This is a genomic window from Pseudomonas poae (genome assembly GCA_028869255.1).
GTDB lineage: Bacteria > Pseudomonadota > Gammaproteobacteria > Pseudomonadales > Pseudomonadaceae > Aquipseudomonas > Aquipseudomonas poae_C.
The window spans coordinates 2226928-2243795 of record CP110972.1; the positions used below are offsets into that span (position 1 = coordinate 2226928).

Consider the following 16868-nt stretch of genomic DNA (forward strand, 5'->3'; position numbering starts at 1 on the left):
TCACACCTCTTCGTCACGCTGCAATTCAAACAGCAGCAGCGAGCGGCCGGTTACGGCGTACTCGTGATCAAACTCGAAACGCTCCTGGCCACGTACTGCGGGCTCATTGGTGTCGAGCATGCAGGTCCAGAACTCACCTTCGGGCACCGGCGGCAGGCGGAAATTCACCATGTCGTGGTGGGCGTTTACCACCAGCAGCAGCGTGGCATCGGCACCGGCGCGGCGAATCCCGGTTTCCTGGGCGCGGCCATCCATCAACATGCCCAGGCAACGGCCGTGGCTGTCTTCCCACTGTTCGGTGGTCATCTCGTTGCCATCCGGCGCCAGCCAGGTCACGTCCTTCACACCGATATCTTCGTTGTAGTCGCCCACCAGGAAGCGGCCACGGCGCAGGATCGGATACGCCAGGCGCAGCTTGATCAGGCGTTTTACGAACTTGAGCAAGGCCCTGCCGTCGTCATCCAGTTCCCAGTTGACCCAGCCGATCTCGCTGTCCTGGCAGTAGGCGTTGTTGTTGCCGTGCTGGGTGCGGGCGAATTCATCCCCGGCCACAATCATCGGCGTGCCCTGGGCCAGCAGCAATGTGGCGAAGAAGTTGCGCATCTGGCGCAGGCGCAGTGCGTTGATTTCCGGGTCGTCGGTGGGGCCTTCGACGCCGTGGTTCCACGACAGGTTATTGTTGCTGCCGTCCTGGTTGTTCTCGTCGTTGTCTTCGTTGTGCTTGTCGTTGTACGACACCAGGTCGTGCAGGGTGAACCCGTCGTGAGCGGTGATGAAGTTCACCGAGCTGTAGGGGCGACGGCCGCGATGGTTGAACATCTCGCCCGAGGCGGTCATGCGCCCGGCGAAGTCCGCGAGTTGGCCGTCATCGCCTTTCCAGAATGCGCGTACGGTGTCGCGGAACCGGTCGTTCCATTCCACCCAGCCCGGCGGGAAGTTGCCCACCTGATAACCGCCGGGGCCGCAATCCCACGGTTCGGCGATCAGCTTGAGCTGGCGCAGCACCGGGTCCTGGCGGCAGGCCACGAGGAAGCTGTGGCGCTCGTCGAAGCCATCGCGGTAGCGACCGAGGATGGTTGCCAGGTCGAAGCGGAAGCCGTCGACGTGCATCTCGTTGGCCCAGTAGCGCAGGGAGTCGGTGACCATTTGCAGCACGCACGGGTGGCTCAGGTCCAAGGTGTTGCCGGTGCCGGAGTCATTGATATAGAAACGCTTGTCGTCGGGCATCAGGCGGTAGTACGAGGCGTTGTCGATACCGCGCATGGACAGGGTCGGGCCGCGCTCGTTGCCTTCGGCGGTGTGGTTGTAGACCACGTCCAGGATCACTTCGAGCTTCTGCTCGTGCAGGTGCGCGACCATCTCCTTGAACTCGGCGATCTTGCCGCTGGCCAGGTAGCGCGGGTCGGGGGCAAAAAAAGCGATGCTGTTGTAGCCCCAGTAGTTGGTCATGCCTTTTTCCAGCAGGTGCTGGTCGTTGACAAAGGCGTGTACCGGCAGCAACTCCACGGACGAAATGCCCAGTTGGCGGATGTGCTTGAGCACGTCGTCTTCCATCAGACCGGCGCAGGTGCCGCGCACCGACTCGCCCACCGAAGGGTGACGCATGCTGATGCCGCGCAAGTGGGTCTCATAAATGATCGTGCGGTCCCATGGCACGCGCACCGGCTGGTCGTTGCCCCAGGTGTGCGCCGGGTCGATGACCTTGCACTTGGGCACGAACGGCGCGCTGTCGCGCTCGTCGAAGCTGAGGTCGTCATCGGGGTGGCCGATGGTGTAGCCGAACAGCGCTTCGGACCATTTAAGCTCGCCCACCAGCTGTTTGGCGTAGGGGTCGATCAGCAGTTTGTGGTGATTGAAGCGATGACCATTGGCTGGGTCATAAGCACCGTACACGCGATAGCCGTAAATCAGCCCGGGGTGGGCGTCGGGCAGGTAGCCGTGGAAAATCTCGTCGGTGTATTCAGGCAGTTCGATACGTTCCAGTTCTACTTCACCGGCGTCGTCGAACAGGCACAGTTCGACTTTGGTCGCATTGGCGGAGAACAGCGCAAAGTTGACACCCAGGCCATCCCAGGTGGCGCCGAGAGGGAAGGGCAAACCTTCACGAATCCGCGACGGCTCGTTACCCGGCGTCGAAGGGGTTTTATGGGGTTTGCTCATGGAGTTGCTCCTGCAAAGGTCTTTTTTCAGGCCGAACGCGGCCTTGCTGACGAGAATTCAGCGGACAGTAGGGAAAAAGTGAAATCACCTCTTGCCGGCAGCGCCGGCAGGAGGCTTGAAGGTCAAGCCTTGGGCTTTTTCGGCGCCGCAGGCTTTTTAGCGGCCGGGGGCGCCGGCTTACTGGCTGCCGGCGCGGGTGGCTTGGCCTTGGCGGGCGGTTTGGGTGCGGTCTTGGGCTTGGCCGCAGCCTTGGGTTTGCTCGGCGTCAGGGCTTCGGCTTCCGCCAGCTTGCGCGCCATTTCCCAGTGTCGCGCATCCTCCCCATGGGGCTTGCCCTCAGATTCCCAGATCTGATGCGCTAACTCGCGTATGCGTTTGTCTTCAGTACTCATCGCAATGCTCCTCACAGAAAATTTCAGCTTTCTTGATCATCAGGATTGATAAAGACATTGACCGGGAAATCCCCCAGGGCAGTGCTGATCAACAGCTCCTTGTCTGGTGTGACTGCGCCTGTGTGAAAAAGTCCCTTCCAGTTTTGGGTTGACGCGGCGAACGGTAATTTCACCCGTGTATCGCCCCAAACCTGCGCATTGATCTGGGGATGCACACCGTTTTCAAGCAGCTGCAACGGCCAGCGCGGGACCACCACCAACAGGCGTTTGCCGTGGTGCTCGCGGCAGAACGCGAGCACCCGCTCGGCGTGTTGGCCCACCACTTCCAGTGGCGTATAGGTGCCGCTGCGAAACAGCTCGGGATCGGCCTTGCGCAAGGCCAGCACCTGGGCAATCAATGCCTGTTTGATGCGCCCGTCACGCCAGTTGAACAGCAGCTCGCCAATGTCCGGTGGGGTTGCCAGCGCGTGTTGCCGTGCGTTGAAATCCACCGGGCGCCGGTTGTCCGGGTCCACCAGGCTGAAGTCCCAGAACTCATCGCCCTGGTACAGGTCCGGTACACCCGGCACGGTGATGCGAAGCAAGGATTGCGCCAGCCCGTTGAGGGCGCCGGCCGGGGCAATGGCCTGGGCGGCGTTGCCGATGGCGGTGCGTAACGGGCGGCCCTCCTCACTGAGCAACAGGCGTGAGAGAAAGCTTTCGACGCCTTGTTCATAGGCTTCGTTGGGCGCGCTCCAGCTGCTTTGCAGCTTGGCTTCACGCAAAGCTTTTTGCTGCCACTGCCACAGGCGTTGCTGGTAGCCCTCGAAGTCATCCGCCTGGTCCAGCGGCCAGCTGCCCAGCAGCACTTGATAGAGGATCAGTTCATCACCGGCCGAGGGGCTGTCGGCATTGCTGCGCAACGGCGCGGCGAGGCTGCGCCAGTGCTCCACTTGTTTGGCGTACCACGGCGCGCACTCACTGAGCACCGCCAGGCGCGCACGCGTGTCTTCACCGCGTTTGTGGTCGTGGGTGGCAGTGGCCAGCAGGTTGTCGGGGAAGGCTTGCAGGCGCTGTTGGTTGACCGCATGAAACTCGGCCAGCGGCGCGCTGAACTGCTCGGTACTGAAGCCTACATCGTTGCGCGACAGCAGCACCGCCGAGCGATAGAACGCGGTGTCTTCCACGGCCTTGGCGGCAGCCGGCGACGTCAATTGCTGGAAGCGCACGCAGGCATGCTTGAGGATCTTGCGCTCGCGGCCCACCGGGCGCTCACGCCAGGGCTGGCCGCCGAGCCAGTTTTCGAGGTGCTCAAGCACCGGCCAGTCGCCTTCGCCGAGGGTGCTGCGGGCGCCGTCCAGGGCTTGCTGGAACACCTTGTCGTCGGCCGCGCTGCGGCCACGGGCGCTGATATAGGTGCGGTACACCGGGAAGTGCACGATCAGCTCCTGCAGGGCGCGGCGGATCGCACCCAGGGTCAGGTCGCGGGTCATCACATCATCACGGGCCACTTGCAGCAGGGCCTGGGCCACACTTTCAAAATCCCCGCCGAGGGAGCCGTTGAGGATCTGCTGGCGCGCCAACCGCGCCTCTTCGATAAACGCCGACGGCCGTTCACTGTGGCGCGTCCACAACTCGGCGAGCGGCGCAAAGCCTTCAGGGTTGTGTTGCAGCAGCGACAGCTGGTTCATGAATTCGTAACCGGTGGTGCCGTCCACACGCCAGTCTTCGCGCAGCGTCTCGCTTTCGCCAAGAATCTTTTCGACGAAAATCGGCAAGTGCCGCTCGGGGGACAGCGAATCCACGCGGCGCCGCAGCTTGCGGCAATACCCCCGTGGGTCGGCCAGGCCGTCGATATGGTCGATACGCAAGCCGTCCACCAGGCCCTCGCTGATCAGTTCGAAAATCTTGCCGTGGGTGGCTTCGAACACGGCGCTGCGTTCCACGCGCAGGCCGCCGAGTTCGTTGACATCAAAGAAGCGCCGCCAGTTGATATCGTCCGCCGCCGTGCGCCAACTGGCGAGGCGATAGGCCTGTTGCTCGAGCAACTGATGCAGGCGCTTGAAACCCTCGGGGTCGCGCCCGTCGAACTCGCCCAGGCGGTGTTCGATGGCGGGCAGCACTTCGGTCGCGCGTTCGGCCAATACCTGCTTGAGCCAGGCCGCTTCGGCGTAGGCATCGTCCTGATAGGCAAGGGCGCTGAAGCGGTCGCCTAGGGGCTTGAGCCGCTCATCACTGCCCAGGATCAGCGCGTAATCACGCGGGCAGATCGGGAAGCGGTGTTCGTAATGCTCGACGTAAAACGCGCCATGCTCGGCGTCGAAATGCAGGGTCAGCGTGCCGGTTTGCAAGGCTTCGCCGTAGTCGCTGCCGAGGAACGGCATGAGCAATTGGCCCTTGAGCAACGGGTCGGGCGAATGCCACTGGATGTCGAAAAACTCGCTGTACGGGCTTAAACGGCCCCATTCCAGCAGGTCCAGCCACCAGGGGTTATCGGCACCGCCCACGGCCATGTGGTTGGACACGATATCCAGGATCAACCCCATATCGTGTTCACGCAGGGCGCCGACCAGGCGCCGCAAGGCTGCTTCGCCGCCCAACTCCGGGTTGACGCTGGTGGGGTCGACCACATCATAGCCATGCATCGAGCCCGCACGGGCGCTGAGCAGAGGGGAGGCGTACAGGTGGCTGATGCCCAGTTGGGCAAAATACGGCACCAGGGGCACCGCATCATCGAGGGTAAAACCTTTATGGAATTGCAGGCGCTGGGTAGCGCGCAGGGGCAGTACGTTCATCGGTCACGCTCATAGGCTTGGTTGCGCGCGACGGCCAGCAGTTCGAGGCGGCGGGCGGCGCCTGCGTTGTCGAGCAGGCTCGAAGCCTCGCCCGGCAGGCGGCGGCGCCAATTGGGATGGGTGTCGGTGGTGCCGGGCAGGTTGGCTTGTTCTTCAAGGCCCAGCGCGTCTTCCAGCGGCAGCAGCACCAGCGGCGCACGGGTGTGGCCCAGGTAGCGCACGCTGGCGTCGATCATATGGTCGGTTTCGTTGCGGATCTCTTCGACAAAATTCTGCGGGTCCTGGCTCAAGGCCTGGCGCAGGGCCTGGCGTTCGCGCAGGCGGTGTTCGCTCCATTGCTCCACGGTGGGCGCGTCGATCAGGCCGAGCTGGATATTCCAGTCGATATCGCGGCTGTGCCACCACCCATTAAGCGTGGGCAAGTCGTGGGTGCTGGTGGTGGCCAGTGCGTTATCCGGCCAGTCGAGAATCGGCTTGAACTGGCCATCGTGGCCCTGTTCGAAGAGCAGCACGCGCATGCCCAGAATCGAGCGGCTGATGAGTTTTTCACGCAGGCCGTCGGGTACTGTGCCGAGGTCTTCACCGAGTACGATGGCCTGGTGGCGGTGCGACTCCAGCGCCAGCAACCGCAACAGGTCGTCCACCGGGTAATACAGGTAGGCGCCCTCGCGAGGGGAGGCATCCATCGGGATCACCCACAGGCGTTGCAGGCCCATCACATGGTCGATGCGCAGGCCGCCGGCATGCGCGAAATTGGCGCGCAGCATTTCGATAAACGCGCGAAAGCCATTGCGCTTGAGACCTTCGGGGAGAACGCGGAGATCCCCCAGCCTTGGCCTGCACGGTTGAGAATGTCCGGCGGCGCGCCCACGGTCAGGTCGGCCAGCAGTTCATCCTGACGGCTCCAGGCCTGGCTGCCGCCGCCGTCGGCGCCCACCGCCAGATCGGCGATCAGGCCCACGCCCATGCCGCTGCCTCGCGCAGCTTGTTGGGCGCGTTCCAGGCTGCGGGCGATCAACCATTGGCCGAAAGCGTAAAAGCCGATTTCGCTCTGATTGGCTTCGGCAAACTCCACCAGCGCCGGGCTTTGTGGCGAGCGCCAGGCTTCGGGCCAGTGGCGCCAGTCAAGGTCTTCGCCCGCAGCGGCGCGGTGCGCCTGCACGGCTTCGAAGCGGCAGTGGTTTTCCAGGGCTTCGCCGCCGGCCTGGCGGAAACTCAGAAAGTCCGCATGTTGCGGATGCTGGCCGTGGCGGAAATCTTCGTACAAGGCGCGCAACAGGCGTTGCTTGGCCTTGGCGGCGGCAGGCCAGTCGATCAGGGTGTGCTGCTCCAGGGTGTGCAGCTCTTCGGCCAGGCCCAGGGCTTCAATCGCGTTGCGTACTTCGCGCTCGCCCAGAATGCACGCCGGCGAGGCATAGAGGCTGTTGAGGAACAAGCGGCTGGAGGGGGAGTACGGGCTGTAGCGCTCGGTGTCGGCGCTGAACATCGCGTGCATCGGGCTGATTGCCAGGGCATCGGCTCCGCGTTCGGCGGCGGCACGCGCCAGGTGTTCCAGGGCGAGTGTGTCGCCGAAGCCGCCATCGCCCAGGCGGCGCAGTGCATACAGCTGGGCGCTCAGGCCCCAGGCGCGGGCCGGTTGGGTGTCTACCGCTTCGGCCACGCTGTAGCAATGGGTGGGGGCGACGGCGAGGGTGAAGGTCTGGTCGTTGATATGCACCTGGTGATAGCCCAGGGCAATGACGCCCGGTAGCACCGCGTCGCCATCGAGGCGCAACTCCAGGGTTTCGCCGTTTTCGAGGTTGACCCGGCACAGGGTGTCGGGTTCGAAATAACGCGCCAGGTCCAGGCCAATGCTGGTCTCGACCGTCATCAAGGGTGGCAGGTGTTTGTCTTGTTGCACCTGCTCCAGTTCCAGCAGGCTGGCGTCGATCTCGGCATCGGTGTCGGCCGGGTGGCCCAGGCCTTTGAGGACGGCGCGCAGGGCGTCGGGTTTCACTCGTTGCGGGCGGCCGTTTGCGTCGATCCAATCGACGGCCAGGCCCGCTCGGCTGGCGAGGATTTCCAGGTTCGCTTCGCTCAAGGGTGCTCTCCAACAGGGAATAGGGTGACGCGTGCGCTGTACGGCGGCAGGTTGGCGCCGTGGTCGGCAGGCGTTTGGAACAGGACATGCGCGGTCGCCGGGTGCTGCAGCGCGATGGCGCTCAGGTTCAGGTCGATCTGCAACAGGCTGCCGTCGCCCAGGCGCCAGCGTGCACTCACGGCCGCATCGCCAAGCACCTGCGCGCCCAGTGCCATGCTGCCGGGCAGCCGCGGCACGATGTGGCGATGGCGCAGGCTCAACAGTTGGCGGTAGAGCCGGGCGTGCGGGGTATCGGCAAAGGACGGCGCCGACTGCTCAAAGGTCGTTAGCGCGTTGGGGTCGGGAATGCGTTCGCGTCGCTCGGGGTCCTTGAAGGCGGCAAAGTCGGCAAACTCATCGCGCCGGCCTTCACGGACCGCCTCGGCGAGTTCGCCATGGTGGTCGGTGAAGAACAGGAAAGGTTGCTCGGCATTGACCTCATCGCCCATAAACATCAATGGGATCATCGGCGACAGCAGCAGCAGGGCGGTGGCGGCCTCCAGCGCCTGGGGCGGGCAGAGCTGGTGCAGGCGCTCGCCCATGGCGCGGTTGCCGATCTGGTCGTGGTTCTGCAGGAACGCCACAAAAGCCGTGGGCGGCAGGTCGCCGCTCGGCTCGCCGCGCGCATGGCCGTGACGGGTGGTGTGCCCCTGGTAGATAAACCCTTCGCCCAGGCAGCGGGCGAGTTTGGCGGTGGGGTCTTCGGCGAAGTCGCTGTAATAGGCATCGGTTTCGCCGGTCAGCAACACGTGCAACACGTTATGAAAGTCATCATTCCATTGCGCGTCGAAATCGTGCTTGAGCAGGCTTGCCTGGTTCAGTTCGTTCTCCAGCACCAGCCACACATGCCGGCCGATATCCACCTGCTCACGCACGCGATGCGCCAGTTGCTGCAGGAACCCCGGGTTGTCGATGGCGTGCACCGCGTCCAGGCGCAGGCCGTCGAAGCGGTATTCGAGCAACCACATCAGCGCGTTATCGAGGAAGAAGTCCCGCACTTCACGGCGTTCGAAATCAATCCCGGCGCCCCAGGGCGTGTGCACGTCTTCGTGGAAGAAACCTGCGGCGTACTGGCCCAGGTAATTGCCATCAGGGCCAAAGTGGTTGTAGACCACGTCGAGGATCACGGCCAGGCCGTGTTCATGGGCGCTGTCGATCAGATGCTTGAGCTGTTCGGGGGTGCCGTAGGAAGACTGCGGCGCATACGGCAGCACGCCGTCATAGCCCCAATTGCGTTCGCCGGGAAATTGCGCCAAAGGCATCAGTTCAATCGCGGTGACGCCCAGCTCGGCCAGGCGTGGCAGGTGTTTTTCAACGTTGGCGTAGCCCCCCAGCGCGCCCACGTGCAACTCGTAGATCACCGCCTCATGCCACGGGCGGCCTTGCCAGGCGGTATGCCGCCATGGGTAGGCGAGCGGGTCGACCACCAGGCTCCAACCATGCACGTCCGTGGCCTGGGCCCTGGACGCGGGGTCGGGTACATCCATTTCTCCATCGATGTTGTAGCGGTAGCGAGTGCCCGCAGGGCACTTCACTTCTGCCTCGAACCAACCCTCTGCCTGAGGCAGCATGGCGACTGATTTACCACCTTCCAATTCAACGCTGACATAAAACGCGTCTGGCGCCCACAAGGCGAAACGCGTGTGTTGCGCGTCCAGCATGATTGCGCCGTGGGGCCAGGTTTCCAGAGTCCGTAACGGCATCTATGAAGACCTCCCTTGATTATTTAGTCGACTTCCCCAAAGCCTTGGCCACCAGTTGTTCGTACAGTTCGGCGTAGGGTTCTACCGCCTGGCACCAGTTGAAGGGTTGGGTCATGGCTCGGCTGCGCATGGCGTTGAGCAAGCCTTTGTTGTCGAATACGCGAAGCGCACGGCTCAGCGCTTCTTCATAACTTTCTACCGTGGATTCATTGAACAGGAACCCGGTGACGCCATTTTCGATGGTGTCCGCCAGCCCGCCGGTATTGCGTGCAACCGGCAGCGAGCCGAAGCGCTGGGCGTACATCTGGCTCAGGCCGCAAGGCTCGTAGCGCGAAGGCATCAGCAGAAAATCGCTGCCGGCGAACATGCGCCGAGCATCGGTTTCGTTGAAGCCGATGCGCACGCCCACCTGGCCCGGGAAGCGCAGTGCGAGTTCGCGCATGGCTTGTTCTTCTTCCGGTTCGCCGCGACCGATGATGGCGATCTGGCCACCGTGTTCGACGATAAAGCTGGCCACCGCTTCGGTCAGGTCCAGGCCCTTCTGGTACACCAGGCGTGAGACCACCGCGAACAGCGGGCCGGTGGAGTCATGCAGGCCGAACAGTTCGCGCACATGGGCGGCATTGACCGCCTTGCCTTCCCAGTCACCGATATTGAAGTTGTGGGTCAGGTGCGTGTCGGTAGAGGTTTCCCAACTTTCATCAATGCCGTTCGGAATACCACTGAGCAAGCCTTGCTGGGTCTTGGCGGCGAGGAAGCCGTCGAGGCCGCAGCCGAATTCCGGGGTGGTGATTTCCTGGGCGTAGGTCGCGCTCACGGTGGTGATATGGCTGGAATACGCCATACCGGCCTTGAGAAACGACATCTTGCCGTAGAACTCCATGCCTTCCTGTTGCAGCGCGTGGGGCGGAATGCCCAGCTCCGGCGTGGAAGCCAGGCTGACCACGCCCTGGTAGGCCAGGTTATGGATGGTGAACAGGGTGGGCGTGCGTGACCCACGCCAGTGCATATAGGCAGGGCCAGGCCGGCAGGCCAGTCGTGGGCGTGCACCAGGTCCGGGCACCAGTGGATCTGGGCGAGGTTGGCGGCCATGTCGGCGGCGGCCAAACCCAGGCGGGCGAAGCGAATATGGTTGTCGGGCCAGTCGCGGCCGTTGTTGGCGCCGTACGGAGTGCCTTCGCGCTCATACAGCTCGGGGCAGATCAGCACGTAGATGACCAGGCCGTCCTTGAGGTCCATGCGCCCGATCTTGCACGGCGGCAACGCGGCATGGCCGCCCAGCTCACCAATAATGTGGATCGGGTTGTCGCTCTCCATGACCTGTGGGTAGCCCGGAATCAACACTCGCACATCGTGCAGGTGCGCCATGGCGCGGGGCAGGGCGGCGGACACGTCACCCAGGCCGCCGGTTTTCACCAGGTCAGCGAATTCGGAGGTTACAAACAGGACTTTCTTGCGATTTGGGTTATGACTAGGGACCGGCCGCACCGTGTTGAGGTCAACCAAAGAGGTCGACCCGCCAACTGGCTGACTAACACGCTCTCCCTGAATACTTGCAGCGGCACTGATCATAGTTCTCTCCACGTGTTGGTCGGCTAATGGCCCGCTGCCACTAGCTCCGAAGACCGCATCCTGCGGCCAGGCGCACAAGCGCAATTACGCTCATTACATACTTCGCAAGGCGTATGCCAGTTGCACGGTTAGCTCAAAAAGAATGGATAGACGGCAGTTGGTGTGAACCGCTTGTGCACGCCTTACCCTAAACCTGACCCATGGCAGAGTTGGAAAGTTTAGATTTTTTCGCGGGGTTTTTGTTTTGGAACGGACCCATCGGTCACCAGTCTAGGACAGATTCCAGAGCCTGTAGGGTTTGTGAGATGTTTTTGTAGGACAAAAAACTTGTAACGATATGCGATATGGAGCGAGTGCGCGGGCGCAGCGTGCCCGGCACGTTGGCTGGAGAGGGAAAATTCGGTGGCGAGGGGGCCTGATTGCGCAGCCGTTACCTGGTTTTTAGGCCCGCTTTGCGCCCCAACGCGGGCAAACTCCCTCGCCACAGTAGGGCAGATGCCCTGAAAGGGTGCGTTAGCCGAGCACGCGAATGGGCATGTCGTTTGCCCATGCCTGAATGTCCTCGAGCATTTGCTGGTAGAACTGCCGGTAATTCTGCTCGCTCACATAGCCCACATGCGGCGTGGCCAAGACATTGGGCAAGCGGCGGAACGGATGATCGGCCGGCAGCGGCTCCGCGCTGTACACGTCCAATGCCGCCCCGGCCAGGCGGCCACTTTCCAGGGCCTGCACCAGCGCCTGCTCATCCACAATCGGGCCACGGGCGGTGTTCACCAGGCGCGCACTGGGCTTCATCCAGCTCAGTGCCTCGGCATCTACCAGGCCACGGCTGCGGTCGCTGAGTACCAGGTGGATGGTCAGGATGTCGGCCTGCTCGAACAGCTGTTGTTTGCTGACCCAGGTGACCCCTGACTCGGCCGCACGCTCCGGTGTGAGGTTTTCACTCCAGGCAATCACGCGCATACCGAACACCTGGGCGAACTGCGCGACCTTTTGCCCAATGCTGCCCAGGCCGAGAATGCCCAGGGTCTTGCCATACAGGTCGCCGCCCAGGCCCACCTGCCAGCCGCCGGCTCTGAGGGCGTTGGCTTCGGCCAGCAGGTTGCGGGTGCTGGCCATGATCAATGCCCAGGTCAGCTCCGGCGCCGCCTGCTTATAGCTGTCGGTGCCGCAGACCTGAATGCCCAGCGCCTTGGCGGCGGGAATGTCGATGGCTGCATTGCGCATGCCGCCGGTGACCAGCAGCTTGAGCTTGGGCAGGCCCTGCAACAGCGCCTTGTCGAAGGTGGAGCGTTCGCGCATCACGCAAATCACCTCGAAGCCCTTCAAGCGCTCGACCATGGTGGCGGTCTCCGCCGGGTAGTCGTGCAGGAAATGCACCTGGCCCACCGACGCCAGAGCCGACCAATCGACTATGCCACTGGCCACATTCTGCCAATCATCAATGACTGCGATCTGTACCGACATTCACGAGTGCCTCGAAAAAAGCGTGGATTAAAGTGCGTTCAAACCCTGCAGCAGCGCTGTGTGAAACCGGGCCGGTTCTTCCATTTGTGGTGCATGCCCCAAGCCCGGGAATTCGACCAGGGTGGCATGGGGGATCAGCTTGGCCACCTGCTTGCCCAAGACCTCGTAGTTGCCGAGCTTGGCCTTGACCTCAGGTGGCGCCAGGTCCTTGCCGATGGCGGTGTTATCCGCGGTGCCGATCAGCAGCAGGGTCGGCGTCTGCAGATTCTTGAACTCGTAGTACACCGGCTGGGTGAAGATCATGTCGTAAATCAATGCCGAGTTCCAGGCGACCTGGGTATGGCCGGGGCCGTTGCTCAGGCCGGCATACATGTCGACCCAGCGCTCGTACTCCGGCTTCCAGCGTCCCACGTAATAGGTGTTGAGCTGGTATTTGCGAATGCCCTCGGCGCTGACTTTCAGCTCACGCTCATACCACTGGTCGACGGTGATGGAGGGCACGCCCAGGGCTTTCCAGTCTTCCAGGCCGATGGGATTGACCATCGCCAGTTGTTCGGTTTGTGTGGGGTACATCAGCGCGTAACGGGTCGCAAGCATGCCACCGGTGGAGTGGCCGACGATCGTGGCCTTTTGAATCCCGAGTTTTTCCAGCAATTGATGGGTGTTGGTCGCCAGTTGCTGGAAGCTGTACTGGTAATGATCAGGCTTGCTGGAGCTGCAAAAGCCGATCTGGTCGGGGGCGATCACCCGGTAGCCGGCGTCGCTCAAGGCTTTGATCGTACCTTCCCAGGTGGCGCCGCAGAAGTTCTTGCCGTGCATCAGCACCACACTGCGTCCGTTGGCCTTGCCCTTGGCCGGCACGTCCATGTACCCCATCTGCAGGGATTTGCCTTGGGATTGGAAGGTGAAATGCTCGAGGGGATAGGGGTATTGGAAGCCTTGCAGCTCGGGGCCGTAGGTCGGTCCTTGCGTGGCGGCGAAAACCGGCGTGGCGCCGGCGGCGAGCAGGCTGGCGATGCAAAAAGCGCGGATCAATGGCATGGGCGGGGCTCCAAACAAGATGCTCGGATGCTGTTGCGAGGGGATTAAGCAGGGATTAACACCCACTGCAAGGTCAGCGCTGCCAGCACGCCATACCGCACGCCTTTGGCCAGGGTCACCAGCAGCAAGAACCGCCAAAAGGGCTCGCGCATCACGCCGGCCACCAGGGTCAGCGGGTCGCCGATGATCGGCACCCAACTGAGCAACAGCGTCCAATGCCCCCAGCGTGCGTAATGCTTACGCGCTTTGTCCAGTTGCTTGTCGCTGACCGGAAACCAGCGCCGCTGCTTGAAATGTTCCACCCCGCGCCCCAGCAGCCAGTTCACCACTGAACCCAGGACATTGCCCAAGGTGGCAACCCCCAGCAGCCACCACAGGCTGTAATGCCCGCTGACCAGCAGGCCCACCAGCACGGCTTCGGATTGCAGCGGCAGCAGCGTCGCGGCGCCAAATGCCGCGAAAAACAGCCCCAGGTAACCGGCCAGCACCAGTCAGTGCGCCGGGTATTCGGCCACCACCACGTCTTCACCGTCTCGGGTCAGGCCGATGACTTGATAGGCCTCGCCACGTCCGTCCACTTCCATGCCCGGCGAACCCATGGGCATGCCCGGCGCCGCAATGCCCAGCAGGTCGGTGCGCTTGCGCAGGGCCAGCACTTGCTCGGCGGGCACATGGCCTTCAACGAACTTGCCGTCGATCACCGCGGTGTGGCACGAGCCCAGGCGCGGGGCCACGCCGAGGCGTTGCTTGACTTCACTCATATTGGTTTCGACATGGTCGTTGACCTTGAAACCGTTGCTCTCCAAGTGGCTGATCCACTTTTTGCAGCAACCGCAATTGGCGTCGCGGTGCACATCGATCGGGATCAAGTCGGCCGCCTGGGCCAGGGGGTGGTGAACAGGGCGCAGAGTAACGCCAGGCGCGGGGTGGTTTTCATGAGGGGCTCGCAAACGTTGGGATGGCGGCGATCATGACGACGTCATCGCAGGCAAGCCAGCGCCCCAGGTGAGCAACTGCGCCGGTAATGTTTCAAAATTATACGAAGGGCGGATTCTCCAGCCGATGCTTGAGCTGGTCCAGGGCAATGGCCGACAGTTCGATCATGCGCTCAGGCAAGGTGGCGAGTTGCAATTCGGTTTCATAGGTCAGCACCCGCTTGAACAGCGTGCCGCCGCGAAAGGGCTGCAGGAAGTAGTGAATCGAGCCATCGACGGCCAGGGAGGTGAACACGGTTTTGAACTCGCCCGGGCGCCGGGCAACCTGCACGCGGTAGCTCATGGGCACGCGTACGCCCAGCAGGTCGATCATTTCGGTAAACCGCGCACCGGCGGGAAGCGGCCCGGTGGTGCCGGTCTCGGCACCGAGGGACGTGGGATGCCACTCGTGCCAGCGATCCGGTTGGGTCACATAGTCGTAAACGGCATCAATGGGGGCCTGGATAAAGCGTTCCTGACTGATCCGCTCCAAGCGGACCGACTGCTCGGCTGCGCGCATGGCACACCTCCTGTGTAGCGACGTCGAACTGTCAGAATAGTCCGACTCCCGCGCATTGCACGGGAGCATCCAGGCAAATCGTCAACGGACTTTGAAGCGGCTCATCAGCGCAATCACCCGACCATTGGCGTCCAGCAGGCTTTGGGTATTGGTTTCAGTGGCATGGCCGCTCTCCACCAATTCTTCGACCATATGTCGGATCTGCACCATGCTGCGGTTGATCTCCTCGGTCACCGCGCTCTGTTGCTCGGCGGCAGTGGCGATCTGGGTGCTGAGGTTGTTGATGTGGCTGACCGAACCGGCCATTTCGTCGAGGCCGGTGTTGACCCGCGCCGTGGCATCCGCCGCCGACTGGCAACTGGCCTGGGTATTTTCCATGGCCGCCACCGACGAACTCACGCCGGTGGTCAGGCGCGCGAGCATTTCATTGATCTGCGAGGTACTGGCCTGGGTCCGTGCGGCCAGGGCGCGCACTTCGTCGGCCACCACCGCAAAACCACGGCCTTGCTCGCCGGCCCGTGCCGCTTCAATGGCTGCGTTGAGGGCCAGCAGGTTGGTCTGGCCGGCAATCGCGCCGATCACTCCGAGGGTTTCGGTAATGCGGGCGGCGTCCTGGCGCATGTTTTCTACGGTGTGGGTGGCGCTCGCGACTTCGCCGATCAAGGCGCTGACGCTGTTGGACGCTTCGCCCACCACCACACGGGAACGGTCGGCGTGCTCGTTGGCGCGCTGGGTGAACGAGGCGGTTTCTGCGGCGTTCTGCGCCACGGTGTCGGCGGTGGAGCTCATCTCGGTGATGGCCGTGACGGTCTGGTCGGTCTCCGAGGCGTGGCGCACCAGGATCTGGTTAGTGTGCGCCGAGGTTTTCTGCAGTTGCTCAAGCCCCGAAGACATGGCGCCGGTGGCCTGGGTGACTTCGCCGATCATGTTTTGCAGGTAGACGATAAAGTGGTTGACCGAGTGGCCGATGGCGCCCAGTTCGTCTTCGGCGCGGATGGTGATGCGCCGCGTCAGGTCGGCGTCGCCGGCGGAGAGTGCGTCGATATTGGTCTTCAGCGCCTTCATGCGCTGTACCAGTTGGCGAATCGCATAGAACGCCAGCAGCACCAGCAACAACACCATGGGGATTTGCAGCAGGGCCAGGCTGCCGATCACATCATCGCGCTGCGCGGTAATCAAGGAGGTGGGCAGGGCGGTGGCCAGGAACCATGGCGTGCCTTCAATCGGGCGCATATAGAAGGTGCTGGCCACGCCCTGGTTGTCGAACTCGCTGCGCTGCAAGCCTTGGTCGCGGTGGGCGAGGGCCTTGCTGACCTGGGCGGCAAACGCCGAGGTGCCGGCCAGCTCGCTGATGTTTTTCAACACCACGGGGCTGCTCAGGCGGGTGCTGTTGCTGATGATCTTGCCGTCGCCTTCGACGATCAGCATCTGCCCGCCGATGTCTTTTTCCTTGCTGGCCACCAGCGTGTTGAAGAAACCCAGGGTCACGTCGATGGTGGCCACGCCGTACGCTGCGCCGTCGCGCTGGATCGCCATGGCGCAGTTGGTGCGCGGCTCCTGGCTGGCGTCGTCCTTGTAGGCGGCGGCCCAGGCACATTGGCCGCGAGGCGAGGCGAGGCCGCCCTTGTACCAGCTCTGGTCGTAATAGTTGGGGGCTGGGTCGCTGTTCCAGAAGGTGTTCACCGCCAGCTTGCCCGAGGCATCGCGGTGCCAGAAGGTGCTGTGCTTGTTGCGCCCGGGAGTGCGCTGGTTCGGCAAAGGCCAGATGCCGCCGCCGAAGACTTTCAGCTCGCCGTACTGGTCCACCAGGCCGGGCAGGACCTTGTCGATGGCATCGCTGTCGAGCAGCGGAATGGTTTGGGTGATGCTGCGTTGCTGGGCCTGAACCTTGTTCAGTTCGCCCTGGATCTGTTCGGCCACCTCGGCGATGCGGTTGAGCACCACCTGTTCTTCAGTGTGGCGCAGCGTGGGCGCGACCAACTGGCCGATACCGACAACCGTCAACACCGATAAAACAAGGACGAACAGCACGAGGAACAGGGTATAGCGGGCTTGGATGGAGCGCAGTGGGGGCATGAGGGTCGTCCTTACGAAGCGTTTATTATCGACGCGGCTTTGTTAGAGCTTCGTAGGGCTATCGGCTTGG

At 62.9% G+C, this 16868-nt stretch carries 9 protein-coding genes and 3 pseudogenes; all 12 read right to left on the reverse strand.

Features of this window, described 5'->3' with window-relative positions:
• Positions 1-2160, reverse strand: a complete 2160-nt coding sequence (gene glgX / locus LRS56_10295) for a glycogen debranching protein GlgX (protein ID WDU64817.1) — start codon at positions 2158-2160, stop codon at positions 1-3.
• Between the two features lie 122 nt (positions 2161-2282).
• Positions 2283-2552: a DUF2934 domain-containing protein gene (locus LRS56_10300; GenBank protein WDU64818.1), complete on the reverse strand. Its 270-nt coding sequence runs from the start codon at positions 2550-2552 to the stop codon at positions 2283-2285.
• A gap of 23 nt (positions 2553-2575) precedes the next feature.
• The gene (locus tag LRS56_10305; GenBank protein WDU64819.1) at positions 2576-5326 is read right to left on the reverse strand and encodes a malto-oligosyltrehalose synthase; all 2751 of its coding nucleotides are present in this window, start codon (positions 5324-5326) and stop codon (positions 2576-2578) included.
• Positions 5323-7406 (reverse strand): annotated as a pseudogene (gene malQ / locus LRS56_10310) (4-alpha-glucanotransferase). Before malQ ends, LRS56_10305 begins: the two are co-directional and overlap by 4 nt.
• Positions 7403-9148: a malto-oligosyltrehalose trehalohydrolase gene (treZ, locus tag LRS56_10315; protein ID WDU64820.1), complete on the reverse strand. Its 1746-nt coding sequence runs from the start codon at positions 9146-9148 to the stop codon at positions 7403-7405. The pseudogene malQ and the gene treZ overlap by 4 nt, the downstream one beginning before the upstream one ends.
• 19 nt (positions 9149-9167) lie before the next feature.
• Positions 9168-10720: pseudogene (glgA, locus tag LRS56_10320) on the reverse strand (glycogen synthase GlgA).
• A 513-nt stretch (positions 10721-11233) separates the two neighbouring features.
• On the reverse strand, positions 11234-12187 hold the full coding sequence (locus tag LRS56_10325; protein WDU64821.1) for a D-2-hydroxyacid dehydrogenase family protein: 954 nt from the start codon (positions 12185-12187) through the stop codon (positions 11234-11236).
• A gap of 27 nt (positions 12188-12214) precedes the next feature.
• A complete protein-coding gene (locus LRS56_10330; protein ID WDU64822.1) occupies positions 12215-13228 on the reverse strand; it encodes an alpha/beta hydrolase in 1014 nt (337 codons plus the stop codon).
• Between the two features lie 44 nt (positions 13229-13272).
• Positions 13273-13716 (reverse strand): DedA family protein, encoded by a 444-nt coding sequence (locus LRS56_10335; protein ID WDU64823.1) that lies wholly within the window; start codon positions 13714-13716, stop codon positions 13273-13275.
• A 3-nt stretch (positions 13717-13719) separates the two neighbouring features.
• Positions 13720-14165: pseudogene (locus LRS56_10340) on the reverse strand (DUF411 domain-containing protein).
• Positions 14166-14263: 98 nt separating this feature from the next.
• A complete protein-coding gene (locus LRS56_10345) occupies positions 14264-14722 on the reverse strand; it encodes an SRPBCC family protein (protein WDU64824.1) in 459 nt (152 codons plus the stop codon).
• A gap of 81 nt (positions 14723-14803) precedes the next feature.
• Positions 14804-16798, reverse strand: a complete 1995-nt coding sequence (locus LRS56_10350; protein ID WDU64825.1) for a methyl-accepting chemotaxis protein — start codon at positions 16796-16798, stop codon at positions 14804-14806.
• Positions 16799-16868 lie beyond the last annotated feature (70 nt).